Source organism: Ramlibacter sp. GCM10027632 (assembly GCF_042675325.1).
Taxonomy (GTDB): Bacteria; Pseudomonadota; Gammaproteobacteria; order Burkholderiales; family Burkholderiaceae_C; genus Ramlibacter.
The window spans coordinates 61,116-86,480 of record NZ_JBHTGW010000006.1 but is presented as its reverse complement, the minus strand read 5'-3'; the positions used below and the strand labels follow the sequence as shown (position 1 = coordinate 86,480).

Here is a 25,365-nt window from a genome sequence, read left to right as displayed (position 1 = left end):
GTGGCGGCTCGGCGCGCGACGCCGGGTCAGATGCGCATCGGCATCACGACGTACTTGAAGGCGTTGTTCTCGGGGTTGGTGACCAGCGCGGAGCTGTTGGAGTCCTGCAGGTCGATCTTGACCATGTCCTGGCTCATGTTGGCGAGCGCGTCGATCAGGTAGGTCACGTTGAAGCCGATCTCGATGGTGTCGCCACCGTAATCGATGTCGAGCTCGTCGACGGCCTCCTCCTGCTCGGCGTTGTTCGACGCCACGCGCAGGGTGCCCGGCTCGATGTTCAGGCGCACGCCCTTGAACTTCTCGCTGGTCAGGATGGCGGTGCGCTGCAGGCTGGCCAGCAGCGGCGCGCGGCCCAGGGTCACCGAGTTGCGGTGGTTCTTGGGGATCACGCGGTTGTAGTCGGGGAACTTGCCTTCGACCAGCTTGGTGACGAACTCCATGCCGCCGAAGCTGAACTTGGCCTGGTTGCTGGCGAACTGCATCTCGATCGCGCCTTCGGCGTCGGACAGCAGGCGCTGCAGCTCCAGCACGGTCTTGCGCGGCAGGATCACTTCCTGGCGCGGTACTTCCACGTCCAGCGTGGCGCTGGCATAGGCCAGGCGGTGGCCGTCGGTGGCCACCAGCGACAGCTGCTTGCCCTCGGCGACGAACAGGATGCCATTGAGGTAGTAGCGGATGTCATGCACCGCCATGGCGAAGGAGACCTGATTGAGCAGGTCCTTGAGCGTCTTCTGCGGCACGCTGAACACGGGGCCGAAGCTGGGCGCCTCCTGCACCAGCGGGAAATCCTCGGCGGGCAGGGTCTGCAGCGTGAAACGGCTCTTGCCGCCCTTGAGCATCAGCTTGTTCTGGCTGGACTCCAGGCTGACGGTCTGGTCCGAAGGCATGGTGCGCAGGATGTCGATCAGCTTGCGCGCACCCACCGTGGTGGTGAAGTTGCCGGGGTCGCCATCCAGTTCGGCGGTCGTGCGGATCTGGATCTCCAGGTCGCTGGTGGTCAGTTGCAGCGAGCTGCCGGTCTTGCGGATCAACACGTTGGCCAGCACGGGAAGGGTGTGCCTGCGCTCGACGATGCCGGCCACCGATTGCAGGACGGACAGCACTTTGTCTTGCGTAGCCTTCAGGACGATCATTTCCACCTCTTCTCTTATGAATTCTTTAATTAAGGATAGTAGTAGCTAGTAAAGGGCGCGGTCCCGTGTGGACAACCGCCATTTTCCCCTGATTCCTCAGGCACTTAGGCGATTTTGAACGCTGTGGGCGCCCCTGCTTCACTGCTGTCCTGCCAGGATGAACAAATCCGCCGGATCGCCGGCTCCTGTGGACAACTGCCCGGTTGTTCAAGAAATATCCCCAGCCTTGTGCCTTGACGCCGCGGAGGAGCTGTGCCAGCCGCGCGGCCGGGATTTCCGGACCGCGAACCGGGGAAGTTGCATGCCTGTCTTCCTACTGAATTCTTTATTTAAGGATAGTAGTAGCTAGTAGAGGAAGCGCTGCTTCTGTGGACAACCTGATTTTCCTCTTCAATATCAACGACTTGCGATTCGACCGAGACTGTGGGCGCCCGCGCTTTCGGGCTGTCACGGAAATCTGGACAACTTGCCGCCAGGGCCCCGGCCTGTGGATAAGGCTGGAGTTGTTCCAGAACTATCCCCAGCCTTGTTCCTTTTTCACCCCTTCAGGGTCTGCTCGAGCACGTGCAGCTGCTGGTTGAGCTCCGTCAGCTGCTGGCGTTCCGCGGCGATCTTGCGGACCGCGTGCAGCACCGTGGTGTGGTCGCGGCCGCCGAACAGCTCGCCGATCTCGGGCAGGCTCTTCTGGGTCAGCTCCTTGGCCAGGTACATCGCGATCTGGCGCGGGCGGGCGATCGAGGCCGGGCGCTTCTTGCTGTACATGTCGGCGACCTTGATCTTGTAGTAGTCGGCCACCGTCTTCTGGATGTTCTCCACGCTGATCTGCCGGTTCTGGATCGACAGCAGGTCCCGCAGCGCCTCGCGCGCGAGCTGGATGGAGATTTCCTTCTGGTTGAAGCGCGAGTACGCCAGGATCTTGCGCAGGGCGCCTTCGAGCTCGCGCACGTTGGAGCGCACGTTCTTGGCGACGAAGAAGGCCACCTCCTCCGGCATCTCGGCGCTCTCGGCCCGGGCCTTGTTGATCAGGATGGCCACGCGCATTTCCAGCTCGGGCGGCTCGATCGCGACCGTCAGGCCGGAGTCGAAGCGCGAGACCAGGCGTTCGTGGATGTCCGCCAGGCCCTTGGGGTAGGTGTCGCTGGTCATGACGATGTGGGACTTCTTGGCCAGCAGCGCTTCGAAGGCGTTGAAGAACTCCTCCTGGGTGCGGTCCTTGTTGGCGAAGAACTGGACGTCGTCGATCAGGAGCAGGTCCAGGGAGTGGTACTTCTCCTTGAACTGGTCGAAGGTCTTGCGCTGGTAGGCCTTGACCACATCCGACACGAACTGCTCGGCGTGGATGTAGAGAACCTTGGCGTTGGGCCGGTCGGCCAGCAGCTTGTTGCCCACGGCGTGGACCAGGTGGGTCTTGCCCAGGCCCACCCCGCCGTAGATGAACAGCGGGTTGTACAACTGGCCCGGCGTGCTGGCCACGTGCATGGCGGCGGCGCGCGCCATGCGGTTGGCCGTGCCCTCGACCAGGTTGTCGAAGGTCAGGGCGGTGTTCAGGCGGTTCTTGAAGCCGCCGGCATTGGCGTCCTCGGCCATCTCGACCGGTTCGGCCGGGGCTCCGGCCTCGGCCTGGGCCGGGGCGACGAACGTGCGGACGGGGGCTTCACGCTGAGCGAGCGCCAACTCCAGCTGGACCGGCTGGCCGTACACCTTCTCCAGCACGGCGGAGATGCGGCCGGCGTACTGGGCGCGGATCCAGTCGAGCTTGAAGCGGTTGGCCACGTAGATCGTGACCCGGGAGAAATCATCCGAGACCTGGGCCGCGAGGGGCTTGATCCAGGTGTTGAACTGCTGCTCGGGCATCTCCTGAGCCAGCTGTTCCATGCAGGCCTGCCAGAGCGTATCGCCAGCCCCCATCGAGGCGTCCCCGGTCAGGCTGTGGTGTTGCCCCTCGCTCATGTGTGGCCGTTGCCTTTGTGGATATTGTTCATGGGCGCAAACGCTCGATTCTAAATTATTCAGAACTTGTCCACAACCTTGCCCACGGGTCCTCTCCTCGGAAACCCCTAGGCGAACGTCGGGGTGTCTTGCCCTAGCACAAGAAATGCGCGATACTCGCGGGTTTTCCCGAGAACGATCATGAAACGCACCTACCAACCCTCCAAAGTGCGCCGCGCGCGTACCCACGGCTTTCTGGTCCGCATGAAGACCCGCGGTGGCCGTGCCGTCATCAACGCTCGCCGCGCCAAGGGCCGCAAGCGCCTGGCCGTCTGAGCCGGCTGCGCGCGTCCCTGCACCGCAGCGCTGCGTTCCCCGGATCGCACCTGACGTGCAGCGGCTGAAGACGCGAGTCCAGTTCCAGGCCGTCATGGACGGCCAGACCGTGTCGCGTACGCCCCACTTCGCGTTGCATCGCGCGTCGCTGGACGTCACAGGGCCTGGGTCCGAGGGACCGCAGGCCCTGTTTGTCGTCCAGGAACCCTGGATTGGCGCCGTCGTCCCCAAGCGGTGGGCGCGCCGCGCCGTCACGCGCAACGCCATCAAGCGTCAGATCTACACCGTGGCCCAGGACCTCGCTCCCCGGTTGCGCGTCGCCGCGCACGTGGTGCGCCTGCGCACGGCTTTCGACCGGCAGCAGTTCACCAGCGCCACGTCCGCAGCCCTCAAGCGGGCGGTGCGTGAGGAGCTGCAGCAGCTGTTCGCGGGAGCACGGCCATGATCCGCGCCGTCCTCACCGGCCTGGTCAGGGGCTACCGGCTGCTCCTGTCCCCCTGGCTCGGGTCGGCCTGTCGTTTCACCCCGACCTGCTCCGCCTACGCCCTCGAGGCGCTGGACCGCCATGGCGCCGGCTGGGGCAGTTACCTCACGCTCGCCCGCCTGGCCCGTTGCCACCCGTGGTGCGACGGGGGCCATGACCCCGTGCCGGCGCAGCCGCCGCGCCTGTTCACGCGCCTGGTTTCCACCCTTCCTTCCAAGAAGTCTTCATGAACGACATTCGTCGCACCATCCTGTGGGTGGTCTTTGGTTTCTCGCTGGTGATGCTGTGGGACCAGTGGCAGCTGTTCAACGGCCGGCCCGCCTTCTTCTTCCAGTCGCCCACGGCCCAGACCGCCGCCAAGGGCGCGGCCTCCGCGGCGAGTGCCGCCGTGCCCCAGGCCGCCAAGGGCGCTGCCGCCGTTCCGTCGGCCGGCGCCGAACCCTCGGCCGCGCCGCGTGAGCGCTTCACCGTGACGACCGACGTCCTGCGCCTGACCTTCGACACCGAGGGCGGCAGCCTGGTCGGCTCCGAGTTCCTCAAGCACGCGGCCGATGCCGTGGACGGCAAGAAGACCACCGCCAACTTCGTGCTGCTGGAAGACAATGCCAACCGCGTCTACGTGGCCCAGACCGGCCTGATCGGCGGCGATTTCCCCAACCACAAGACGGTGATGACCGCCACCGGCGAGCGCCAGCTCAAGGACGGCGCGAACGAACTGACCGTGCGCTTCGAGTCGCCCGAGAAGAACGGCGTCAAGCTGGTCAAGACCTACACGCTCAAGCGCGGCGCCTACGACATCCCGGTCAAGGTCGACATCGTCAACGCCGGCGGCGCGCCGGTCTCGCCTCAGCTGTACCTGCAGCTGGTGCGTGACGGCAGCAAGCTGGCCACCGACTCCTCCTTCTATTCCACCTTCACCGGCCCCGCGGTCTACACCGAGGAGCAGAAGTTCCAGAAGGTCGAGTTCGCCGACATCGACAAGGGCAAGGTCGAACACCAGAAGCAGTCCACCGCCGGCTACGTGGCCATGGTGCAGCACTACTTCGCCAGCGCCTGGATCCTGCCCCAGGGCGTGCAGCGCGAGCTGTTCGTCCGCAAGGTGGACAACGTCTACGCCGCCGGCATGATCACCCCCGCCGAGGCCGTCGCTCCCGGCGCCACGAAGAGCGTGCAGGCCACCTTCTTCGCCGGACCCCAGGAAGAGAAGATGCTCGAGCAGGTCGCGCCCGGCCTGGACCTGGTCAAGGACTACGGCTGGCTCACCATCCTGGCCAAGCCCCTGTACTGGCTGATGGACAAGCTGCATGGCTTCATCGGCAACTGGGGCTGGACCATCATGGCCCTGGTGCTGGTGATCAAGATCGCCTTCTACTGGCTGCAGGCGAAGGGCTACCAGAGCATGGCCAAGATGAAGGCGGTGAACCCGCGCATCATGGCCATGCGCGAGCGCCTCAAGGACAACCCCCAGCAGATGCAGCAGGAGATGATGAAGCTGTACCGCGAGGAGAAGGTCAACCCCATCGGCGGCTGCCTGCCGATCCTGGTGCAGGTGCCGGTGTTCATCGCGCTGTACTGGGTGCTGCTGTCCTCCGTCGAGATGCGCCACGCCCCGTGGATCGGCTGGATCCATGACCTGTCGGCCAAGGACCCGTACTTCATCCTGCCCATCGTCATGACCCTGTCCACGATGCTGCAGACCGCCCTGAACCCGGTGCCGCCCGACCCGATGCAGGCCAAGATGATGTGGTTCATGCCGCTGATCTTCTCGGTGATGTTCTTCTTCTTCCCGGCCGGCCTGGTGCTGTACTGGATCACCAACAACGTGCTGTCGATCGCCCAGCAGTGGCTGATCAACTCGCGCATGGGGGTGCCGCCGGAATTCAACCTGCCGAAGTTCAAGTAAGCAAGACCAGGGGCCGCGCAGCGGCCCTTGTCACGTGTGCCCATGCTCAACACGCGCCAGCAACCCATTGCCGCCATCGCCACCGCACCCGGCCGCGGGGCGGTGGGCATCGTGCGGGTGTCGGGCCGGGATGTCGCGCCCGTCGTCGCCGCCGTCTGCGGCCGCTCCCTCAAGCCGCGCGAGGCCACCTACCTGCCGTTCCGCGCGGCCGACGGCTCGCCCATCGACCATGGCCTGGCGATCCATTTCCCCGGGCCCAACTCCTACACCGGCGAGGACGTGCTGGAGCTCCAGGCCCACGGCGGCCCGGTGGTGCTGCAGCTGCTGCTGGCGCGCTGCCTGGAGGCGGGTGCGTCCATCGGCGTGCGGGTGGCCGAGCCCGGCGAGTTCACCCAGCGCGCCTTCCTCAACGACAAGATCGACCTGGCCCAGGCCGAGGCCATCGCCGACCTGATCGACGCCAGCACCGAGGCGGCCGCGCGCAGCGCCAGCCGCTCGCTGGCCGGCGACTTCTCCCGCGAGATCCATGCCCTGCGCGATGCGCTGGTGCACCTGCGCATGCTGGTGGAGGCCACGCTCGACTTCCCCGAGGAGGAGATCGACTTCCTCCAGCAGTCCGATGCCCAGGGCCAGCTCGATCGCCTGCGGACGCAGCTCGAGGTCGTCATGCAGCGCACCCGCCAGGGCGCGCTGCTGCGCGAGGGCATCAAGGTCGTGATCGCCGGCCAGCCCAATGCCGGCAAGAGCTCCCTGCTCAACGCCCTGGCCGGCGCGGAGCTGGCCATCGTCACGCCCATCGCCGGCACGACGCGCGACATCGTCAGCCAGGCGATCCAAATCGAGGGCGTGCCGCTGCACGTGATCGACACCGCTGGCCTGCGTGACAGCGAGGACCCGGTGGAAAGGATCGGCATCGAGCGCGCCTGGACCCAGATCGCCCAGGCCGATGCCGTGCTGTTCCTGCACGACGTCAGCCGTCGCGGCGAGGCCGGCTACCAGGCCGCCGACGCCGAGATCCAGCGCACGCTGGCGGCCACGCGCCCGGCCAGCGTGCCGGTGATCGAGGTCTGGAACAAGGTGGACCTGTCGCACGAGGCCCTGCCCGAGGGCGGCATCGCGCTGTCCGCGCGCACCGGCGAGGGGCTGGAGGCCTTGCGCCGGCGCCTGCTCGAAATCGCCGGCTGGCAGGCCGCTGCCGAAGGCGTGTGGCTGGCGCGCGAGCGCCATGTGCAGGCGCTGCGGCGGGTGCAGTCGCACCTGGCGGAGGGCGACGCCTTCCTGGCCCCCGAGGCCCTGGCGCTGGACCTGCTCGCCGAGGAGCTGCGCCTCGCCCAGAACGCCCTCAACGAGATCACCGGCGAATTCACCGCCGACGACCTGCTGGGCGTGATCTTCTCCAGCTTCTGCATCGGCAAGTAGCCACGCCCGCCAGGCGCGCGCGCCTCAGCCTCCGAGCAGCTTTTCCTCGGCGCGCGCCAGTGGCTCCACCTGGCCGCCCAGCACCAGGGTGTCGCCATCCTGCAGCAGCAGGTCGTCGGCGACAGCCGCACTGCGACCGTTCGCGCGTCGCACGCTGACCACCCGCACGCCCATGGCATGCAGCGCCAGGTCACCCAGCGGCTGGCCCGCCATCCGCGCACCCAGGGGCAGGGTCACGGTCGATAGGCGCTCGGCCTCTCCCTCGTCGCTGGGGTCGTCCGCGCCGTGGAAGTAGCCGCGCAGCAGGTCGTAGCGCGCGTCGCGCTGGTCCTGCACGATGCGGATCACGCGGCGCATCGGCACGCCCACCAGGGCCAGCGCGTGGCTGGCGAGCATCAGCGAGCCTTCGAGCGCCTCGGGCACCACCTCGGTGGCGCCGGCAGCCCGCAGCTTCTGCAGGTCGCGGTCGTCCTGCGTGCGCACGATCACCGGCACCTGTGGCGCGTGCGAGCGGGAGACGTCCAGCACCTTGAGCGCGCCGGGCACATCCAGGTAGGTGACCACGACCGCGCTGGCGCGGGCCAGGCCCGCCGCCATCAGCGCCTGCAGCCGCGCCGCATCGCCGAACACCACCGAGTCGCCGGCGGCGGCGGCCTGACGCACCCGGTCCGGGTCCAGGTCCAGGGCGATGTAGGGGATGCCCTCGCGATCGAGCATGCGGCCCAGGTTCTGGCCGCAGCGGCCGTAGCCGCAGATGATCACGTGCTTGGCGGTGTTGATCGACTTGCGCGCGATGCTCGTCATCTGCAGCGACTGCTGCAGCCACTCGCTGGACACCAGCTTCATCACGATGGCGTTGGTCCACATCATGATGAAGGGCGTGGCCAGCATCGAGATCACCATGCTCGCCAGGATCGGGTTGAACAGGTCCGGCGCGATCAGCCGGTGGGCCTGGGACAGCGTCAGCAGCACGATGCCGAACTCGCCGGCCTGCGCCAGGTACAGGCCGGTGCGCAGCGAGACGCCGGCCGAGGCGCCCAGCCCGCGCGCCAGCGCGGTCACCAGCACCAGCTTGAACAGCACGGGCAGCGTGAGCAGCACGATCACCAGGCCCCAGCGCTCGAACACCCAGCGCCAGTCCAGCATCATGCCGATGCTGATGAAGAACAGCCCCAGCAGCACGTCGTGGAAGGGCCGGATGTCGGTCTCCACCTGGTGCTTGTACTCGGTCTCCGCGATCAGCATGCCGGCGATGAACGCGCCCAGCGCCAGCGACAGGCCGGCCTGCTCGGTCAGCCAGGCCAGGCCCAGGGTGATCAGCAGCAGGTTGAGGATGAAGAGCTCCTCGCTCTTGCGCCGGGCAACCAGGGTCAGCCACCAGCGCATGAGCTTCTGGCCGCCCGCCAGCAGGAGGATGACCAGCGCCGTGGCCTTGAGCATGGCCACCCCCAGGGCGGTGAGCAGTGCCTCGGGCGGGCTGCCCAGGGCGGGGATCAGCACCAGCAGGGGCACCACCGCCAGGTCCTGGAACAGCAGCACGCCCATGACCCGCTTGCCGTGCTCGGACTCCAGTTCGAGCCGCTCGGCCATGAGCTTGACGACGATCGCGGTGCTGCTCATGGCCAGCGCGCCGGACAGGGCCACCGCCGCCTGCCAGCCCACGCGCCAGCCGGGTGGCACGACCGCGGCCAGCGCCAGCATGCCCGCGGTGGCCAGGGCGATGGTCAGCGTGACCTGGAACAGCCCCAGCCCGAACACGTGCGAGCGCATGGCACGCAGCTTGGGCAGGTTGAACTCCAGGCCGATCACGAACATCAGGAACACCACGCCGAACTCGCCCAGGTGGTGCACGCCGGCCGTGTCCTGCGCCAGGCCCAGCGCGTTGGGGCCGATGACCACGCCCACCACCAGGTAGCCCAGCATCGGCGGCAGCTTCATCGAGCGGAACGCCACCACGCCCATGACCGCGGCCAGCAGGTACAGGAGCGTGAGTTCGAGCGTGGACATGCCCCCGATCCTAAGCGGACGGACCCTGCCTGCGGCAGGGCAGGCCCCGGTGACCGGACCGCCTACGTAAAATCCGCGCATGACCGCACCCACCGCCCCGACCGAGGGGTTCGACGCCGCGCGTGCGCTGCGCCTGGCCCAGGAAACCTTCGACATCGAGGCCGCCGCCATCCAGGGCCTGAAGGCCCGCACCGGCGAGTCCTTCGCCCGCGCGGTGGGGGCGATGCTCGCCGTGCGCGGACGCGTCGTCGTCACCGGCATGGGCAAGAGCGGCCACATCGGCCGCAAGATCGCCGCCACCCTCGCGTCCACCGGCACGCCGGCGATGTTCGTGCACCCGGCCGAGGCCAGCCACGGCGACCTGGGCATGATCAAGGCCATCGACCTCGTGCTGGCCATCTCCAACGGCGGCGAAAGCGACGAGATCACCGCCATCCTGCCGGTCCTCAAGCGCCAGGGCGTGCCCCTGGTGGCCATGACCGGCAACCCGACCTCCACCCTCGCCCGCCATGCGGACATCCTCCTGGACAGCGGCGTCGAGAAGGAAGCCTGCCCCCTGAACCTCGCGCCCACCGCCAGCACCACCGCCCAGCTCGCGCTGGGGGACGCGCTCGCCGTGGCCCTGCTGGACGCGCGCGGCTTCCGCCCCGAGGACTTCGCCCGCTCCCACCCGGGCGGTGCGCTGGGGCGCAAGCTGCTCACGCATGTCTCGGACGTCATGCGCTCGGGCGACGCCGTGCCCCGCGTGGCGCCCGAGGCCTCGTTCTCCGACCTGATGCGGGAGATGAGCCGCAAGGGCCTGGGCGCCTCGGCCATCGCCGACGGCGAGGGCCGCGTGCTCGGCATCTTCACCGACGGCGACCTGCGCCGCCTGGTCGAGAAGGGCCAGGACCTGCGCGGCCTGCTGGCGCGCGACGTCATGCACCCCGACCCCCGCACGGTGCGGGTCGACGTGCTGGCCGTCGAGGCCGCCGAGCTGATGGAGCTGCACCGCATCACCAGCGTGCTGGTGGTCGATGCCGACGGCCGCCTGTGCGGCGCCGTCAACAGCAACGACCTGATGCGGGCCAAGGTGATCTGACATGAGCGCCGCGCCGAACCCGGGGGCCGGTCCCCTGACGCCCGCCGTGAACTTCCCGCCCGAGCTGCTCCTGGCCGCCCAGGGCATCCGCGTGGCCTTCTTCGACATCGACGGCGTCTTCACCGACGGCGGCCTGTTCTTCAGCGACGAGGGCGAAACCCTCAAGCGCTTCAACATCCTCGACGGCCTGGGGGTCAAGCTCCTGCAGCAGGGCGGCATCACCCCGGTGGTGATCACCGGGCGGGATTCCGCGCCGCTGCGCAGGCGGCTGGCGGCGCTGGGCGTCACCCGCGTGTTCTACGGCACCGAGGACAAGGCGCCCGCCGCCGAGCGCTCGCTCGCCGAGCTGGGGCTGGACTGGTCGCAGGCCGCCGCCATCGGCGACGACTGGCCCGACCTGCCGGTGCTGCGCCGGTGCGCCTTCCCGGTCGCGCCCGCCAACGCCCACACGCAGGTGCGCGCCGCCGCCCGCCATGTCACCGCCGCGGCGGGTGGCCACGGCGCGGTGCGCGAGTTCTGCGACCTGCTCCTGGTGGCCGGCGGCCGCTACGCGCAGCTGCTGGAGAAGTACCGGTGACCTCCCCCCGCCTGCCGGCCCGGGCCTGGGGCTGGCTGCGCAACGCCTGGGACCGCCTCACGGTCTACCTGCCGGTGACCCTCATGGGCGTCCTCGCCCTGGGCACCTACCTGCTCGCGCGCCACACGCCGGTCTTCGGTCCCGCGCCGCCGCAGGCACAGGCGCGCCACGACCCCGACTATTTCCTGCGGCGCTTCTCGGTCAAGAGCTTCGACGCCAGCGGTCGCCTCAAGACCGAGGTGCAGGGCGCCGAGGGCCGGCACTATCCCGACACCGACACGCTGGAGGTCGACCAGCCGCGCATCCGCGCCTTCAACGCGCGCGGCGAGCTGACCGTGGCCACCGCCCGCCGCGCCCTGGCCAATGCCGACGGCTCCGAGGTCCAGCTGTTCGGCGACGCCGTCGTCACCCGCATGCCGGGCGTCGACGCCGGGGGCCGCGCCAAGCCGCAGCTGCAGGTGCGCAGCGAGTTCCTGCACTTCTTCATGAACACCGAGCAGATGCGCACGCACAAGCCGGTGGAGGTGGTGCGCGGCAACGACCGATTCACGGCCGACAGCCTCGACTTCAACAACCTCGATCTGCAGCTGCAGATGCAGGGCCGCGTGCGCGGGCAGCTCGCGCCCTCGCGGCCGAAATGAGGCCGGCAGCGCCGATGACGCGGATGCCGGGCCTGGCCTTCATCACCGGCGCGTCCAGCGGCATCGGGCAGGCGCTCGCCGCGCAGTACGCGCGTGACGGCTGGCGCCTGGCGCTGGTGGCGCGCCGCGTCGAGGCCCTGCAGGCGTGGGCACGCGCGCAGGGCCTGGGGCCCGACCGCTGCCTGTGCCTGGGGGCGGACGTCACCGACATCGAGTCCATCGTCGCCGCGGGCCAGGCCTGCCTGGACACGATGGGCGTGCCCGACGTGGTCATCGCCAACGCGGGCATCAGCACCGGCGTGGACACCGCCTTCCGCGAGGACCTGGCCGTCATCGCCCGCACCTACGCCGTCAACAACATCGGCCTCGCCGCCACCTTCCACCCCTTCATCCGCCCGATGGTGGCGCGGGGCAGCGGCCGGCTCGTGGGCATCGCCAGTGTCGCCGGCATCCGTGGCCTCCCGGGGCATGGGGCTTACTGCGCGAGCAAGGCCGCCGTCATCAGCTACTGCGAGTCGCTGCGCGGGGAACTGCGCGGCTCCGGGGTGAAGGTCGTCACCCTCGCGCCGGGCTATGTGGACACGCCGCTGACGCAGCACAACCCCTACCCCATGCCCTTCCTGATGCAGCCGGCCGACTTCGCCGCGCGCGCGGTGCGCGTCATCGCGGCGGGCGCGCGCTTTCGCGTCATTCCCTGGCAGATGGGGGTGGTGGCCAGGCTGCTGCGCGTGCTGCCCGATGCCTGGTTCGACCGCCTCCTCCACGGCCGCCCGCGCAAGCACCGGGGCCCGGTGCCCTGAAGACCCAGCGCGCATTCATCGCGAAGTTCGCGCCGAACGCCGCACCCACGCCCAGCGCCTTGGCCAGCGTGGCATGCACCGGCAGCAGCGCCGCGGCGAGCGCGGTCACGCCGGTGTTGATCGACAGCCCGAGCAGCGCGAAGGCCAGGAACAGCCCGGCCCGGCGGGCGTCGCGCCAGTCGCTGCGGAACACCCAGCGCGAGGACAGCAGGTAGTTCACCACCGCGGCCAGGCCGAAGCTCGCCGCTGCCGCGGCCGCCACCGGGGCGAGCCGCGGCGCCAGCAGGTGGAAGCCGCCGATGTCCACCGCCGCCGCCGTGCCCGCGGTGGCGGCATACCCGAGCAGGCGCCGGCTCATGCCCCGGCCGGCAGCGCGCGCCAGGGCGCCTCGCCGTAGTGGTGGAAGGTGGGCACTGCCTCGTGCCGCTTGCGCGATCGCAGCAGGGCGCGGGCGCCGGCGCGCCGGGCCACGGCCACGTCGCGGTCCAGCCGGTCGCCCACCACCAGCGTGCGCGAGGCTGGCACGCCGCTTCGCAGCAGGATCGCGTGCAGGCCCCGCGGGTCGGGCTTGAGCCGGCCGATGCCCGGGTCTGAGGCGCTCACCACCAGGTCGGCCTGCAGCCCCAGGGCGCCGAGCTTGTCGTGGGCGGGGTAGTCGGACAGCACCGCCACCTGCTTGCCCGCCCGGCGCAGCGCCTCGAACACCCGCTCCACCTGCGGCGCGCGGCAGGCTTGCAGCAGCGGCAGCGGCCGGCGCTCCATCCATTCGTGCACCAGCCGGCGGACCTCGCAGGCCTGGGCGCCCACGCGCTGCGCGGTGCGCTCGTACTGCAGCCGCAGGAAGTCCGCGCCTTCCTCCTGGCCCAGCGCCTCGCGCACCTGGCGGAACACCCGCAGCACCCGCGGCGTGTGCAGGCTGCGGGTGCGCCAGGCCTCCAGCATCAGCCGCCGCGCCATCGCGCCGCGCAGCGTGCCGGCCTCGTACAGCGTACCGTCGACGTCGAACACCACGAGGTCGATCGCGCCCCAGTCGAGTCCGTGCTCCATCAGCGCGCCTCCCAGCGCAGGTAGTGCGGCTCGGCCAGACCCTGCAGCCTCGGCAGGTTGATGAAGCTCAGGGCCACCAGCGCCAGCAGCGTCAGCGCGCTGATGCCCATGAGGCGCTTCTCGCGAAACAGCTTCTCCGGCTTCTGGGCCACCGAGCCGCTGCGCATGGACAGCGCCAGGTAGTGCGCGAACAGCGCCACCACGAAGGGACAGGCCACCAGGTACTCGATGCGGTACTTCACCAGGAAGAACCCGAGCAGCAGCGTCGACAGCAGCGCGTACACGAAGCACGAGACGGTCAGGCGCTCCTCGGTGTAGTGGCGGAACGAGCGCCGGTAGCGATGCAGTACCCCGACCCCCGGGCCGGCGGCGATCTCGCGGTACTCGGAGAGGCGCTTCGCGCCCATGAGGAAGGCTCCTCCCATCCAGTAGGCGAGCAGCAGCGAGGCCGGCGCCACGGTGGTCTGCTCGATCATCGACCAGCCGAGCATCAGCCGGATCGGGTTGTTGAACGACTCGGACAGCACGTCGAGGTAGGCCTTGTCCTTGGTCCGCAGGGGGCGGACGTTGTAGGCCACCCCCGACAGCCAGAACAGCGCGCTGGTCACCAGGAACACCGGCCCCACGCGCGCCGCCAGCAGCAGGCCGAGCGCGCTGCAGGCCGCGTAGCAGGCCCACACCGGCGCGGGCGACAGCGCCCGCGTCACCGCGGGGCGGCGCGACTTGTCCGGGTGGTGGGCATCGGACTCGCGGTCCAGCCATTCGTTGAGGATGTAGTTCGCCGAGGCCACCAGCACCGCGCTGGCGAAACCGGCCAGCACGGCCATCCAGGCGCCGTCCAGCGCGGGCTGGCGCAAGACCCACGCCAGCACCAGGCCGGGGAGGATGAACACGTGCTTGGTCATGTGGTCCGGCCGCGCCATCCGCAGGTAGTCGGTCCACTGCGCGCGGGGCAGCGCTGTCGTTGCGCGGGGCGCGGCGTGCGTGGGCGCACCCCCGCCTGGCCCGGCGGTTCCCTCGCTGCCGACCGATGGGGATCGAGCCTGCCTGGGTTGGCCCGGTGCCGCGCTCATGGCCGCACCCCTTGCGTGCCGACGGCGGCGCCCGCACCCACCCGCCTGCGGTGCCGCGACGCCGCCACCGCCAGCGCGCCCAGCGCCAGCCAGGGCAGCAGCCAGGCCACGCGGGCCTGGAAGCGGTCCAGCGGCGAGGCCAGCGTGGCGCAGACGATCGCGTTGATCCCCACGCCGCCGATCACCAGCACGGCCAGCTGGCCGAATCGCTGCGGCAACGGCGCGGCCGCCGCCCGCCGGCGCCAGCTCCACCCCACGCCCAGCGCCAGGGCGGCCAGGGTGCTGGCGTACGCGGTGATGCTCGCGGCCTCGTTCCAGCGCGTGGTCAAGGCCGCGCGCGATCCGCGCATCGCCGCCAGGGTGTCCTCGGGCACGCGGCCGGCATACATCGCCAGTTCGCGCTCGCCATAGCCGGCGATGTCCACGCGCATCATCCCGAGCTGCCGCACGGCGTCCACGGCCAGGCCCCGGAGCACGCCGCCCGGGTCGTGGCGCAGCACGTCCAGTACGAAGCGTCCCTGCTCCTGGGCCATGCGCCGCTTGGTCGGCGCGTCAGCCAGCGCGAACGCGCCGCGCTGCGGGTCGGTGGAGAACAGGAAGTCGGTCCACGGCGTCGGGAAGTGGTCGACCCAGGCGCAGGCCGCGTAGCCGCTGCCCGGGCAGGTGCGGCGCAGGAAGTCGGTGCCCGGGCCCTGGTCCACCAGCCGGGCCATCGGGTGCGGCAACCGCAGCGGCGGCGCACCGACCGCCCGCGTGACGGCCTGTGAGAACGCCCACTCCGCCGCCAGCGCGCCGGCGAGGCAGGCTGCCACCAGGCCGAGCGCGGGCGCCGACAGGCCCTGCCAGCCCGCGCGCCAGCGCCGCAGACCCAGGGCCAGGAGCAGCAGCCCCAGGGCCAGCGCGACGTGACTGGCATGGGCACACAGGGCGAACAGCAGCAGCAGCCCCAGGCCCGTACGCTGCAGCGGCGTGAGCTGCTGCCAGTGCACCGCCAGCGCCGCGATCGCCAGGATGGCGAGCCCGGCGAACAGGTCCGGCATCAGCAGGCCGGTGAACAGCCCCAGGGGCGTCACCACGGCCAGGGCCGCCCCGGTGAGCGCCACCGTCGCCGGACGCAGCCCCCACAGGCGGGACATCACCAGCGCCACCAGGGCCGCCGCGCACAGCGCCTGCACGGCCACCGCCCACCACAGGCTGCCGGCCCGGTGGGCCGCGTACAGCAGCGCACCGTAGTAGACCGAGCGGCCGGCGAGCACCACCTGGTCGTCGATGGAGGTCAGGCCGGCGCGCGGTGGCGCCGCCGGTGCGTCTGCGGCCGCCGGCGCGACCCAGGGGGGCCAGCGCCCCGGGCCGGCCAGGCGCTGCACGCCGGCCTCGGCACCTCGCAGGTAGGTGGGAGTGTCGGGATAGAACAGCGGCTGGCCGTTCCACCAGGCCGGCAGGGCCAGCGCCAGGGCAGCGGCCAGCACGGCGAGCAGCCGGGAGATCAGGGGCGGCGAGGACATGTCGGCCTGTTGCAATCGAATGTTTCGATCGCAGGCAATCTATCGGGCTGGTCCGCGCGCCTTGTCGGAATGGCTCGACAGCCCCCGTAGGAGCCGCCGAAAAAACAAACGGGGCCGAAGCCCCGTTGGATCATGTGCCTGTGGAAGGCTCAGTAGCCGCCGCGGCCACCGCCGCCGCGCGGGCCGGAGCCGTAGGGGCTGCGGAAGCCGCCGTCGTTGCCGCCACGGCCGTAGCCACCGCGATCACCACGGTCACCGCGATCACCACCCCGGTCGCCGCGGTCGCCACGGCCACCGCCGTAACCACCACCACCACCGCCGCCGCCGTAACCGCCGCCGCCACCACCGTAGCCGCCGCCGCCGCCGCCATAACCACCACCGCCGCCGCCGCCGCCGTAGCCGCCGGTGCGGGGACGCGCTTCCATCGGGCGGGCTTCGTTGACGACCACGCTGCGGCCGCCCAGGGGCTGGCCGTTCATGCCGGAAATGGCGGCCTGCGCCTCGGCATCACTGCCCATCTCGACGAAGCCGAAACCCTTGGAGCGGCCAGTGTCGCGCTCCATCATGACGCGGGCGCTGGTGACGGCGCCGAACTGGCTGAAGGCTTGCTCCAGATCGCTGTCGCGCACGGAATAGGGCAGGTTGCCCACGTACAGTTTGTTGCCCATGAAAACGGGACTCCTATAGAAACATTGACCTGAGCGATGGAGTCCCGAAAGCGCCTGATACCGACTAGCAACGCGAAAGTGACCTGTTCACCGCAATCCACGCGTGACACTGCTCAATCACGCCCGGCCATTATGGAACACACCCTGGCGGGCAATGCAAGCCCCGTGCGGCACGAAATGGCAACAAAAAAGGGCCGGTGTGGCCCTTTTGTTGAAAGTCGCCGGAGCAACTGTCCAGCTGGTGACTATCGTCAACCTGATCAGTAACCGCGGCCGCCGCCGTAGCCACCACGATCGCCACCGCCGCCGTAGCCGCCGCGGTCACCGCCACGGCCGCCGCCGTAGCCGCCACCACCACCACCACCGAAGCCGCCGGAACGGGGCGGGCGGGGTTCCATCGGGCGGGCTTCGTTCACGACGAGGCCACGGCCGCCGACCTGCTGGCCGTGCAGGGCCTGGATCGCGGCCTGGGCCTGCTCGTCATTGCCCATCTCGACGAAGCCGAAGCCCTTCGAGCGGCCGGTGTCGCGCTCCATCATGACCTTGGCGCTGGTGATTTCGCCGTAGGGGCTGAAGGCCTGCTCGAGGTCGTGGTCACGGAAGGCGTAGGGCAGGTTGCCCACGTAGAGTTTGTTGCCCATCAAAGGCTCCTTAAAAAGCAATGCATACACGCGATGGAGCCGGGAGCGCTATCACAAACTCGTCAAGACTGCATTCAAGACGCGATACAGACCAATCACCGCAGGAAGCCGCTGCCGGGGCAGCGGCTTCCCGCATTATGGTCGATCGGGCGAGTGGAACTCCAACGGGGTCGGAATGACTCATGCGGCTGCCTTTTTGCAGCCCCCGAGAAATCCCAAGGAGCCTTTCATGCGCAGTGACGCCAAGCTCACGCCGTCCAGCAACGGCCAGACCGTTGGCAGGCCGGAATCGAAGCGGGACAGCACACCCGCCGGCCGCGGCGTCGCGGGCCCGACCCTGCATCCGTCGAACGTCGCGCCCGTGGACGGCGCCCTCTCCCATTTCATGCAGGGCACGGTCAGCCGTCCTGGCATACCGGGCGCTTCGCGTTCCACCGGTGGCCACGCCTCGAGTGCCTCCAGCCGAGGCGGCGTTGCCCGATGGCACACCGTCCAGCGCCAGTCCGCTACCGGTTCGAGCCAGGCCACGGACTCCGGTCGAAGCAGGACCCAGCGGGTACCCCGTTCTGCGGATGCCCGTCCCCGCAGCGAAGGTCCGGGCCTGCCGCCGGCGGATGCTCGTCGCCCGTTACACGGCACCGGGGTCAACCTGTCCGCGCAGTTCAATGCGGCGGCCGCCCAGCCCGAGGTGACGGCCCCCCCCACTGATCCGGATGTGCGCCTGTTCACCGAGCAGGAGCTCACCGAGCGCCGGCAGGTCCCGGGGCCCGAGCCCGCCGCCCGGGCCCTGGCCCGGGTTCTCCTGGAGGAGTTTCCGGTGCCCCCGCCTCCTCGCCCCGCCGGTGAGGGTGCCGCCCGGCGGCCGCAAGGCGTGCCGACCGAGACTCCGCTCGAGCTCGTGGTCCACGCGCCCGTGCCCGTGGCTCAGAGGCAGGACGCGCCACCCGGGCGACGTCCCGCCCCGCAGGACACGGGCCTGGGCCTGCCGCCTGCCGAGCGGGTGGACGCTGTCGATCTGCCGCCCCCGCCGCCGCTGCTGCCGGCCGACCCGGCGGACGAGGTGGACCTCCTGGTCGAGGATGAGGGTGACGTGGCGGTGGACATCGAGGCGCCCGTCCCCGGCGTCGTCTCACCGGCGGCCCGCTGGCAGGCGCTGTGCGCCACCTGGCAAGGCCGTCCCGGCCAGTTGCTGCGCGATGAGTTGAGTGGCAAGGAGCGGATTCCCGGTGACCATGCCCTGATCGACAGCCTCGAGGCGCTGTTCACGCTGGCTGCAGCGGCCGCCCGCGCATCGCCGGAAAACCCGTCCCCCTTGCCCGCCCAGCAGCTCGACCTCCTGTACCGCCAGTACAAGCGTGCGACCACGGCCGACGAGCGCAAGCTCAACCCGGCCCGCATCGTGCGCACCCTGAGCGTGTGGATCGAGCGGCGCCAGGACCTCAAGCTCCTGACGGGCGCGATATCCGAGGCCCTGCGGCGTGACCTCTTCCGCCTCGGGACCTTGGTGGAGGCCATCTACTGGCCCGGCTTCGGTGCAGCGTCTGCTGCCGGTGTCCGCCTGAAGCGGCGGGCCGCGAACGCGATGGGCAGCCTGCTCGGGCTCTCCACCATCGTGGCGGCCGGCGGCGCCGCCGGCGAAGCGGCCGTGCGAGCCGGCGGCATGGGGCGCCGCTTCACGCGCGAGATCACCGTCAAGGAAAAGGCAGGCGCCTTGCAGGTGGTGCCGTACACCGACCACTTGAGGGGAGTCGTCGTTCACGGGCTCGAGTTCCTGCCGTTTGCCGCCACCCTCTACTACGCGTCGTTGGAAATCAATGACGCCGATCCCGTGCAGCAGGAGCTGGCGCGTGGCAGCTTCCGTGTCTGGGCCAACGGTACGCTCGCCAGCCTCGGGGTGAGCCTGTTCTCCTTCGGCGTCCCCTGGATGCTGGACAAGGTCGACATGCCCTGGGTCGATGGCGCCGACCCGGAGCTCCTGATGGGGACTGCGCGTTACCTCGACGGGCCGAGGGGAACGGCGGTCGTCCGGTACATCGGCCGGGATGTGGCGGGTGGCATCGCCGGCATCGTGCGCCCCCAGGGCGACGACGAGCTCGTGTCGACGGGCACCCAGCTGCGGCAGGTGCTGCCCCGGTCCAGCGTGTGGGCGCGCGGTGTCGTCCGTTTCGTGTGCGTGATGGGGCTGTTCCTGGCCCGCTCCTACCTTGCGCCCCGCGTCGACAGGGATCCGGACGAGGCCTGGAAGGGCCAGCTCGTTGCCGACTCGATGCTCCTCACGTGGGGCTTCTGGGTCCTGCTGTCCGCCTATGCAGCGCGCCAGACCCGGGGCATCACCGGCGAGCGGGCCGATGCCAGGCGCATCGCGGACGAGCGCAACGCCACGCTCAGGCGCTACGCGCCCCCCGCGCCGGCCGAGCAGGTCGCTCCGCCCGTGCCGGGCCGGCCGGCCCTGCGGCAGGTGCCCCAGGCCGACCCGGGAGACCTGGAATGACCGCGCCCGATGTCGCCGACCTGCTGGCGGGGATGGACCCTGCCCACCTCGCGCAGGCCGAGGCCATTGCCGACGAGATGGCCTCGATCACCGGGGAGGTGGCGCGCACCTCCCGCGAGCGCTTCGACGCCATGTTCCCCGCGGTGGTGGCCCGGCTGGCCGGCGAAGGGGCCGTACACGAGGCCCTGGCCAGCGGTGGCTTCGCGTTGGAAGGGCGCACCGTCGTCGTGCGGCTGCATCAAGAGAACGACCACATCGAGTATTTCTGCGACGTCGGCCTGCCCGAGCCCCATGCCTTGCAGGAGACCTACCGCACCCTGCTCGAGATGAACCTGTGCCGCGCCTACCCTGGCATCACCTTCGGCGTGCACCCCGCCTCGGGTCGGGTGGTGGCCACGCTGGCGGTGCATGACGTCCTGGTGGCCGGCGAGGAGGCCTGCATCGCCACCGTGCAAATGCTGGTGCAGGTGGTGGGCCTGCTGCTCGAGGCCCGCACCCTCGCCCTCGTGCCGGAGTGAGCGACGCGCGGTGCCGTTCCGCGGGGCCGCAGGCCCGACGCTATACTGCCCGCCAACAGCGCCGATTTGCCTCCGCTTGCGGGCGCTTCAACAAGTACCGCTAAAGACGACGATGACTTCCCTGCTCGCACGAGCGCAATCCATGCATTTCGAGGCGCCGCTGACGCTGCAAAGCGGCGCCAGCCTCCGCGCCTACGACCTCGCCTACGAGACCTACGGCACGCTCAACGCCGACCGCAGCAACGCCGTCCTGATCTGCCACGCGCTCAACGCCTCGCACCACGTCGCCGGCGTGTATGAAGGCCAGGACAAGTCCGAGGGCTGGTGGGACAACATGATCGGCCCCGGCAAGCCGGTCGACACCGACCGCTTCTTCGTCATCGGCATCAACAACCTCGGCTCGTGTTTCGGCTCCACCGGCCCCATGCACGTGAACCCGGACACCGGCCGCATCTACGGCGCCGACTTCCCGGTGGTGACCGTGGAGGACTGGGTCAACGCGCAGGCCCGCCTGCTCGATGCGCTCGGCATCCAGCAGCTGGCCGTCGTCATGGGCGGCAGCCTGGGCGGCATGCAGGCGCTGTCCTGGACGCTGCAGTACCCGGATCGCGTGCGCCATGCCGCCGTGATCGCCAGCGCGCCCAACCTGAACGCCGAGAACATCGCCTTCAACGAGGTGGCCCGCCGCGCCATCGTGACGGACCCCGATTTCCACGGCGGCCACTTCTACGCCCACGGCGTGGTGCCCAAGCGGGGCCTGCGCATCGCCCGCATGATCGGCCACATCACGTACCTCTCGGACGACGTGATGAACGAGAAGTTCGGCCGCGAGCTGCGCAGCGCCGTCGGCGCCGCCGGGCGCGAGGCCTACCACTACACCACGCAGGACGTCGAGTTCCAGATCGAGAGCTACCTGCGTTACCAGGGCGACAAGTTCAGCGAGTACTTCGACGCCAACACCTATTTGCTGATCACCCGCGCCCTCGACTACTTCGACCCGGCGCGCCGCCACGGCGGCTCGCTGGCCAAGGCGCTGGCGCAGGCCGCGGCCCGGTTCCTGCTCGTGAGCTTCACCACCGACTGGCGCTTCTCGCCCGCCCGCAGCCGCGAGATCGTCAAGGCGCTCCTGGACAACCGCCGCGACGTGAGCTACGCCGAGATCGACGCCCCCCACGGCCATGACGCCTTCCTGCTCGACGACCCACGCTACCTCGCCGTGGTGCGGGCCTGGTTCGAGCGCATTGCCAGCGAGGTGGCCCGATGACCGACCGCACCCTGATGCAGGCGATCGCGCGCATGGTCCCCGAGGGCTCGCGCGTGCTGGACCTGGGCTGCGGCGACGGCGCCCTGCTCGAGCTGCTGATGCGCGAGCGCCGCTGCACCGGCTACGGCGTGGAGCTGTCCGACGCCAACGTGCTGGCCTGCGCCAAGCGCGGCGTCAACGTGATCCAGCTCAATCTGGATGAGGGCCTGGCCATGTTCGACGACGACAGCTTTGACGTCGTCCTGCAGATCGACACCCTCCAGCACCTGCGCAACACCGAGACCATGCTGGTCGAGACCGCCCGCGTGGGCCGCCAGGGCATCGTCGCCTTCCCCAACTTCGCGCACTGGCCCAACCGCCTGGCCGTGCTGCGCGGGCGCATGCCGGTGACCAAGCGCCTGCCGTACCAGTGGTACGACACGCCCAACATCCGCGTCGGAACCTTCAAGGATTTCGAGGTGCTGGCGACCAAGAACCGCCTGGCCATCCTCGACGCCTTCGGCCTGCAGGAGGGCGAGGAGGTGCGCTTCCTGCCCAATGCCCGGGCGGCCACCGCCGTCTTTCGCTTCGAGCGTGGCTGACACCGCGCCGGCACGGGACAGCGTCCCCTTCGGCGAGGCGCTGCGCTTCTGGCTGAAGCTGGGGTGCATCAGCTTCGGCGGCCCGGCGGGGCAGATCGCCATCATGCACCGCGAGCTGGTGGAGCGCCGGCGCTGGATCTCCGACCGCCGCTTCCTCCACGCCCTCAACTACTGCATGCTGCTGCCCGGCCCCGAGGCGCAGCAGCTGGCCACCTACCTGGGCTGGCTGATGCACCGCACCTGGGGCGGCGTGGTGGCCGGCGCGCTGTTCGTCCTGCCGTCCCTGGCGCTCCTCATCGCCCTGAGCTGGGTTTACGTCGCTTTCGGGCACCTGCCCGCGGTGGCCGGGGTCTTCGCCGGCATCAAGCCCGCCGTCGCGGCCATCGTGCTGCAGGCGGTCTGGCGCATCGGCAGCCGCACGCTGCGCAGCCCGCGCGTCGCGCCCCTGCCCTGGGCCATCGCCCTGGGCAGCTTCGTCGCCATCGCGGCGCTCGACGTGCCGTTCCCCGCGGTGGTCGGCGCCGCCGCCCTCACGGGCTGGCTGGGCGCCCGGCGCTGGCCCGCGCAGTTCGCCAGCGCCGGCCACGGGCCCGCCGCCAAGGACTGGGGCCCGGCCGTGATCGACGACGACACCCCCACCCCGCCCCATGCCCGCTTCTCGCGCGCGCGCCTGCTGCGTGTGGTGCTGGCGGGTGCCGCCCTGTGGAGCCTGCCCATGGCCGCCCTCGTGGCCTTCCAGGGCTGGCACGGCACGCTGGCGCAGATGGGATGGTTCTTCACCAAGGCGGCCCTGCTCACCTTCGGCGGCGCCTACGCGGTCCTGCCCTACGTCTACCAGGGCGCCGTGGAGCATTTCCAGTGGCTCACCGGCGCGCAGATGATCGATGGCCTGGCCCTGGGCGAGACCACGCCCGGCCCGCTGATCATGGTGGTGGCCTTCGTCGGCTTCGTCGGCGGCTGGGCCCGGCAGGTCCTGGGGCCCGACGCCCTGTTCCTCGGCGCCGCACTGGCCGCCTGCGTGGTCACCTGGTTCACCTTCCTGCCCTCCTTCCTCTTCATCCTGGCAGGCGGCCCGCTGGTGGAGTCCACCCACGGCCAGCTCCATGTGACCGCGCCGCTCGCTGCCATCACCTGCGCGGTGGTGGGGGTGATCGCCAGCCTCGGCCTGTTCTTCATCGGCCATGTGGCGTGGACGCCGGCGGGACCCGCGCCCGCGGCCCTGGCGCTCATGGGGCTGGCCCTGTTCGCGCTGCTGCGCCTGCGCTGGGGCGTGATCCCGGTGATCGGGGCCTGCGGCGCCGCGGGCCTGGCCCTGCGCCTGGCCGGACTGGCCTGAGCCACCCGCTATGCTCCGGGGCCATGCCCCGTTTCGCCGCCAACCTCTCCATGCTCTATCCGGAGCTGGACTTCCTGGACCGCTTCGAGGCCGCCGCGCGCGACGGCTTCGAGGGCGTCGAGTTCCTCTTTCCCTATGCCCACGACCCCGCCGAGGTCGTGGCGCGCCTGCGCGCCCACGGCCTGCAGCAGGTGCTGTTCAACCTGCCGCCGGGCGACTGGGACGGCGGCGAGCGCGGCATGGCCTGCATTCCCGGCCGCGAGGCCGAATTCCGCGAGGGCCTGGGCCGCGCGCTGCGGTACGCCCAGGTGCTCGATTGCCCCCGGCTGCACGTGATGGCGGGCCTGCTGCCCCCCGGCCACACCCGCGAGTCCGTGCGCGGCACCTACGTGGCCAACCTGCGCGCCGCGGCCGCCGAGGCGGCCCGGGCCGGGGTTCGGCTGATGATCGAGCCGATCAACACCCGCGACATGCCCGGCTTCTTCCTCAATCGCCAGGACCACGCGCATGAACTGCTCGAGGAGATCGGCGCGGACAACGTCCAGGTGCAGATGGACCTGTACCACTGCCAGATCGTCGAGGGTGACCTGGCGGCCAAGATCCGCCGCTACCTGCCCACGGGCCGGGTCGGCCACTTCCAGGTTGCCGGCGTGCCGCAGCGCCACGAGCCGGACCTGGGCGAGCTGAACTACCCCTACCTGTTCGAGGTGATCGACGAGACTGCCGCCGCCTGCGGCTGGCAGGGGTGGGTGGGTTGCGAGTACCGGCCGCAGCGCGGCGCCGTGCCGGGTGGCACCTCCGCCGGGTTGGGGTGGATGAAAAAGATTTCCTAAGTAGTAGGTCGGATGATTTTTCTGTCATCTTTCCTATACTCGTTCCCCGACCGCCACGCCGTCGAGGAGCCCCATGCAGCCCCACCTCCATCCCGCCGCCGAGGCCGGCCCCACCCCTGAAGACCTGCCTGGCGGACCCGCCTGCGCGTCCGCGGGCTCCTCCGAGGACCGCTTCAATCTCCTGCTGCCCCGGGTCGTGGCCCAGGTCGTCGGCGAGGGCGAGCCGGCACGCGAGGCACTGCGCACCGGGGGCTTCCTGGTGGGCGAGTCCACCGTGGTCATGCGCCTGAATCCCGAGACCGACTCGCTCGAGTTCTTCTGCGACATCGGCCTGCCCCTGCCGTGGGCCCGCGAGTCCACGCTGCGCGCGGCGATGGAGATGAACCTGTGCCGCACCCATCCCGGCGTGACCTTCGGGCTGCACCCGGAGTCGGGCCGCCTGGTCGCCACCACCGCCATGCACATGCTGCTGGTGGCCGACGACGAGGTCTGCCTGAACGCCCTGGCCCTGCTCACCGGCGTGGCCCGGCAGCGTCGTGAGGACGGAACCTTCCGCGTCACCGTCGACTGAGCGACGGCGGGTGACCGGGGGCTTCAGCGCCGCACGATGCTGATGTTCCCGTCGGCCTCGAGGACGGCCAGGCGCATGTCCGCCAGCGTGCAGCCCGCGGCCCGCAGCGCACGCTCCACGTCGCTCTCCGGCACGCGCTCGCGCCGCAGCACCTCCCGGTAGATCTCGCCGTCGCGCCCCACCAGGACCGGGCGGCCCTGCACCACCGCGTCGACACGGCGGCTGCGCGAGGCGGCCACCGCCAGCGCCATGTCCAGCCCCACCAGCGTGGCCGCGGCGATGAGGCCGCCGAGCAGCGAGTCGTCCCCGCCCGACAGCGAGTTGCTCACCGCCTCGGACAGCAGCATCACCACCAGCAGGTCGAAGGGCGTGAACTGTCCCACCGTGCGCTTGCCGGTGAGCCGCACCAGCAGCAGCAGCGAGGCGTACACCACGGCCGCGCGCAGCGCGAATTCCCACCAGGACAGTTGCAGGTCCAGCATGGCGCGGCCATTGCACGGCCCCGGACCGGCCGGCGCGTGCGGGCG

26 protein-coding genes are annotated in these 25,365 nt (G+C 70.3%); 16 read left to right on the top strand and 10 right to left on the bottom strand.

From position 1 onward, the window contains the following. Positions 1-26: 26 nt before the first annotated feature. On the bottom strand, positions 27-1,133 hold the full coding sequence (gene dnaN / locus ACFQZY_RS10825) for a DNA polymerase III subunit beta (RefSeq protein ID WP_377415640.1): 1,107 nt from the start codon (positions 1,131-1,133) through the stop codon (positions 27-29). A 537-nt stretch (positions 1,134-1,670) separates the two neighbouring features. Further along, positions 1,671-3,083 (bottom strand): chromosomal replication initiator protein DnaA, encoded by a 1,413-nt coding sequence (gene dnaA / locus ACFQZY_RS10820; RefSeq protein ID WP_377415639.1) that lies wholly within the window; start codon positions 3,081-3,083, stop codon positions 1,671-1,673. Positions 3,084-3,263: 180 nt separating this feature from the next. Between dnaA and rpmH the strand changes: the two genes are divergently transcribed. From rpmH to mnmE, 5 genes are read left to right on the top strand one after another with little or no spacing between them, the layout of a single operon-like run. Then, positions 3,264-3,398, top strand: a complete 135-nt coding sequence (gene rpmH, locus ACFQZY_RS10815; RefSeq protein WP_027101598.1) for a 50S ribosomal protein L34 — start codon at positions 3,264-3,266, stop codon at positions 3,396-3,398. A 55-nt stretch (positions 3,399-3,453) separates the two neighbouring features. After that, a complete protein-coding gene (locus tag ACFQZY_RS10810) occupies positions 3,454-3,843 on the top strand; it encodes a ribonuclease P protein component (protein WP_377415638.1) in 390 nt (129 codons plus the stop codon). Further along, the gene (gene yidD, locus ACFQZY_RS10805; RefSeq protein WP_377415637.1) at positions 3,840-4,112 is read left to right on the top strand and encodes a membrane protein insertion efficiency factor YidD; all 273 of its coding nucleotides are present in this window, start codon (positions 3,840-3,842) and stop codon (positions 4,110-4,112) included. Before ACFQZY_RS10810 ends, yidD begins: the two co-directional genes overlap by 4 nt. Further along, positions 4,109-5,785 (top strand): membrane protein insertase YidC, encoded by a 1,677-nt coding sequence (gene yidC, locus ACFQZY_RS10800; RefSeq protein WP_377415636.1) that lies wholly within the window; start codon positions 4,109-4,111, stop codon positions 5,783-5,785. Before yidD ends, yidC begins: the two co-directional genes overlap by 4 nt. Positions 5,786-5,827: 42 nt before the next feature. After that, complete coding sequence (gene mnmE / locus ACFQZY_RS10795) at positions 5,828-7,204, top strand: tRNA uridine-5-carboxymethylaminomethyl(34) synthesis GTPase MnmE (protein WP_377415635.1); 1,377 nt, start codon at positions 5,828-5,830, stop codon at positions 7,202-7,204. Positions 7,205-7,228: 24 nt separating this feature from the next. Here mnmE and ACFQZY_RS10790 read toward each other — a convergent pair whose 3' ends face one another. Further along, positions 7,229-9,211 (bottom strand): cation:proton antiporter, encoded by a 1,983-nt coding sequence (locus ACFQZY_RS10790; RefSeq protein WP_377415634.1) that lies wholly within the window; start codon positions 9,209-9,211, stop codon positions 7,229-7,231. Between the two features lie 79 nt (positions 9,212-9,290). Between ACFQZY_RS10790 and ACFQZY_RS10785 the strand changes: the two genes are divergently transcribed. From ACFQZY_RS10785 to ACFQZY_RS10770, 4 genes are all read left to right on the top strand, one after another. After that, on the top strand, positions 9,291-10,292 hold the full coding sequence (locus ACFQZY_RS10785; RefSeq protein ID WP_377415633.1) for an SIS domain-containing protein: 1,002 nt from the start codon (positions 9,291-9,293) through the stop codon (positions 10,290-10,292). A 1-nt stretch (position 10,293) separates the two neighbouring features. Continuing rightward, entirely contained in the window at positions 10,294-10,869 is a 576-nt protein-coding gene (locus ACFQZY_RS10780; RefSeq protein ID WP_377415632.1) for a KdsC family phosphatase, read from the top strand. A gap of 83 nt (positions 10,870-10,952) precedes the next feature. Next, entirely contained in the window at positions 10,953-11,510 is a 558-nt protein-coding gene (gene lptC, locus ACFQZY_RS10775) for an LPS export ABC transporter periplasmic protein LptC (RefSeq protein ID WP_377415864.1), read from the top strand. A 23-nt stretch (positions 11,511-11,533) separates the two neighbouring features. Beyond that, positions 11,534-12,310 carry an SDR family oxidoreductase gene (locus tag ACFQZY_RS10770; protein ID WP_377415863.1) on the top strand — a complete coding sequence of 259 codons (777 nt, stop codon included), beginning with the start codon at positions 11,534-11,536 and terminating at the stop codon, positions 12,308-12,310. Here ACFQZY_RS10770 and ACFQZY_RS10765 read toward each other — a convergent pair. The 6 genes from ACFQZY_RS10765 to ACFQZY_RS10740 form a co-directional block, all read right to left on the bottom strand. Further along, positions 12,198-12,668: a GtrA family protein gene (locus ACFQZY_RS10765; RefSeq protein WP_377415631.1), complete on the bottom strand. Its 471-nt coding sequence runs from the start codon at positions 12,666-12,668 to the stop codon at positions 12,198-12,200. The two genes, ACFQZY_RS10770 and ACFQZY_RS10765, sit on opposite strands and share 113 nt — an antisense overlap. Then, the gene (locus tag ACFQZY_RS10760; protein ID WP_377415630.1) at positions 12,665-13,357 is read right to left on the bottom strand and encodes an HAD family hydrolase; all 693 of its coding nucleotides are present in this window, start codon (positions 13,355-13,357) and stop codon (positions 12,665-12,667) included. The genes ACFQZY_RS10765 and ACFQZY_RS10760 overlap by 4 nt, the downstream gene beginning before the upstream one ends. After that, complete coding sequence (locus ACFQZY_RS10755; protein ID WP_377415629.1) at positions 13,357-14,262, bottom strand: UbiA prenyltransferase family protein; 906 nt, start codon at positions 14,260-14,262, stop codon at positions 13,357-13,359. Before ACFQZY_RS10755 ends, ACFQZY_RS10760 begins: the two co-directional genes overlap by 1 nt. Before the next feature lie 164 nt (positions 14,263-14,426). Then, complete coding sequence (locus ACFQZY_RS10750) at positions 14,427-15,935, bottom strand: hypothetical protein (RefSeq protein WP_377415628.1); 1,509 nt, start codon at positions 15,933-15,935, stop codon at positions 14,427-14,429. A 149-nt stretch (positions 15,936-16,084) separates the two neighbouring features. After that, positions 16,085-16,603 (bottom strand): RNA recognition motif domain-containing protein, encoded by a 519-nt coding sequence (locus tag ACFQZY_RS10745; protein ID WP_377415627.1) that lies wholly within the window; start codon positions 16,601-16,603, stop codon positions 16,085-16,087. A 260-nt stretch (positions 16,604-16,863) separates the two neighbouring features. After that, positions 16,864-17,244: an RNA recognition motif domain-containing protein gene (locus ACFQZY_RS10740; RefSeq protein ID WP_377415626.1), complete on the bottom strand. Its 381-nt coding sequence runs from the start codon at positions 17,242-17,244 to the stop codon at positions 16,864-16,866. A 229-nt stretch (positions 17,245-17,473) separates the two neighbouring features. On the opposite strand from ACFQZY_RS10740, the gene ACFQZY_RS10735 reads away from it, so the two are divergent. The 7 genes from ACFQZY_RS10735 to ACFQZY_RS10705 all read left to right on the top strand — a co-directional run bounded on the left by ACFQZY_RS10735 (position 17,474) and on the right by ACFQZY_RS10705 (position 24,838). Then, positions 17,474-19,735 carry a hypothetical protein gene (locus tag ACFQZY_RS10735; RefSeq protein ID WP_377415625.1) on the top strand — a complete coding sequence of 754 codons (2,262 nt, stop codon included), beginning with the start codon at positions 17,474-17,476 and terminating at the stop codon, positions 19,733-19,735. Further along, the gene (locus ACFQZY_RS10730; RefSeq protein ID WP_377415624.1) at positions 19,732-20,253 is read left to right on the top strand and encodes a hypothetical protein; all 522 of its coding nucleotides are present in this window, start codon (positions 19,732-19,734) and stop codon (positions 20,251-20,253) included. Before ACFQZY_RS10735 ends, ACFQZY_RS10730 begins: the two co-directional genes overlap by 4 nt. A gap of 112 nt (positions 20,254-20,365) precedes the next feature. Beyond that, positions 20,366-21,517, top strand: a complete 1,152-nt coding sequence (locus ACFQZY_RS10725) for a homoserine O-acetyltransferase (RefSeq protein ID WP_377415623.1) — start codon at positions 20,366-20,368, stop codon at positions 21,515-21,517. Further along, positions 21,514-22,098, top strand: a complete 585-nt coding sequence (gene metW / locus ACFQZY_RS10720) for a methionine biosynthesis protein MetW (protein ID WP_377415622.1) — start codon at positions 21,514-21,516, stop codon at positions 22,096-22,098. The genes ACFQZY_RS10725 and metW overlap by 4 nt, the downstream gene beginning before the upstream one ends. Next, complete coding sequence (gene chrA / locus ACFQZY_RS10715; RefSeq protein ID WP_377415621.1) at positions 22,055-23,434, top strand: chromate efflux transporter; 1,380 nt, start codon at positions 22,055-22,057, stop codon at positions 23,432-23,434. Before metW ends, chrA begins: the two co-directional genes overlap by 44 nt. A gap of 23 nt (positions 23,435-23,457) precedes the next feature. After that, complete coding sequence (gene otnI, locus ACFQZY_RS10710; RefSeq protein ID WP_377415620.1) at positions 23,458-24,267, top strand: 2-oxo-tetronate isomerase; 810 nt, start codon at positions 23,458-23,460, stop codon at positions 24,265-24,267. Between the two features lie 73 nt (positions 24,268-24,340). Next, complete coding sequence (locus tag ACFQZY_RS10705) at positions 24,341-24,838, top strand: type III secretion system chaperone (RefSeq protein ID WP_377415619.1); 498 nt, start codon at positions 24,341-24,343, stop codon at positions 24,836-24,838. Positions 24,839-24,861: 23 nt separating this feature from the next. Here ACFQZY_RS10705 and ACFQZY_RS10700 read toward each other — a convergent pair whose 3' ends face one another. Further along, positions 24,862-25,320, bottom strand: coding sequence for a DUF421 domain-containing protein (locus tag ACFQZY_RS10700; protein ID WP_377415618.1), 459 nt, complete (start codon positions 25,318-25,320; stop codon positions 24,862-24,864). Between the last annotated feature and the right edge of the window lie 45 nt (positions 25,321-25,365).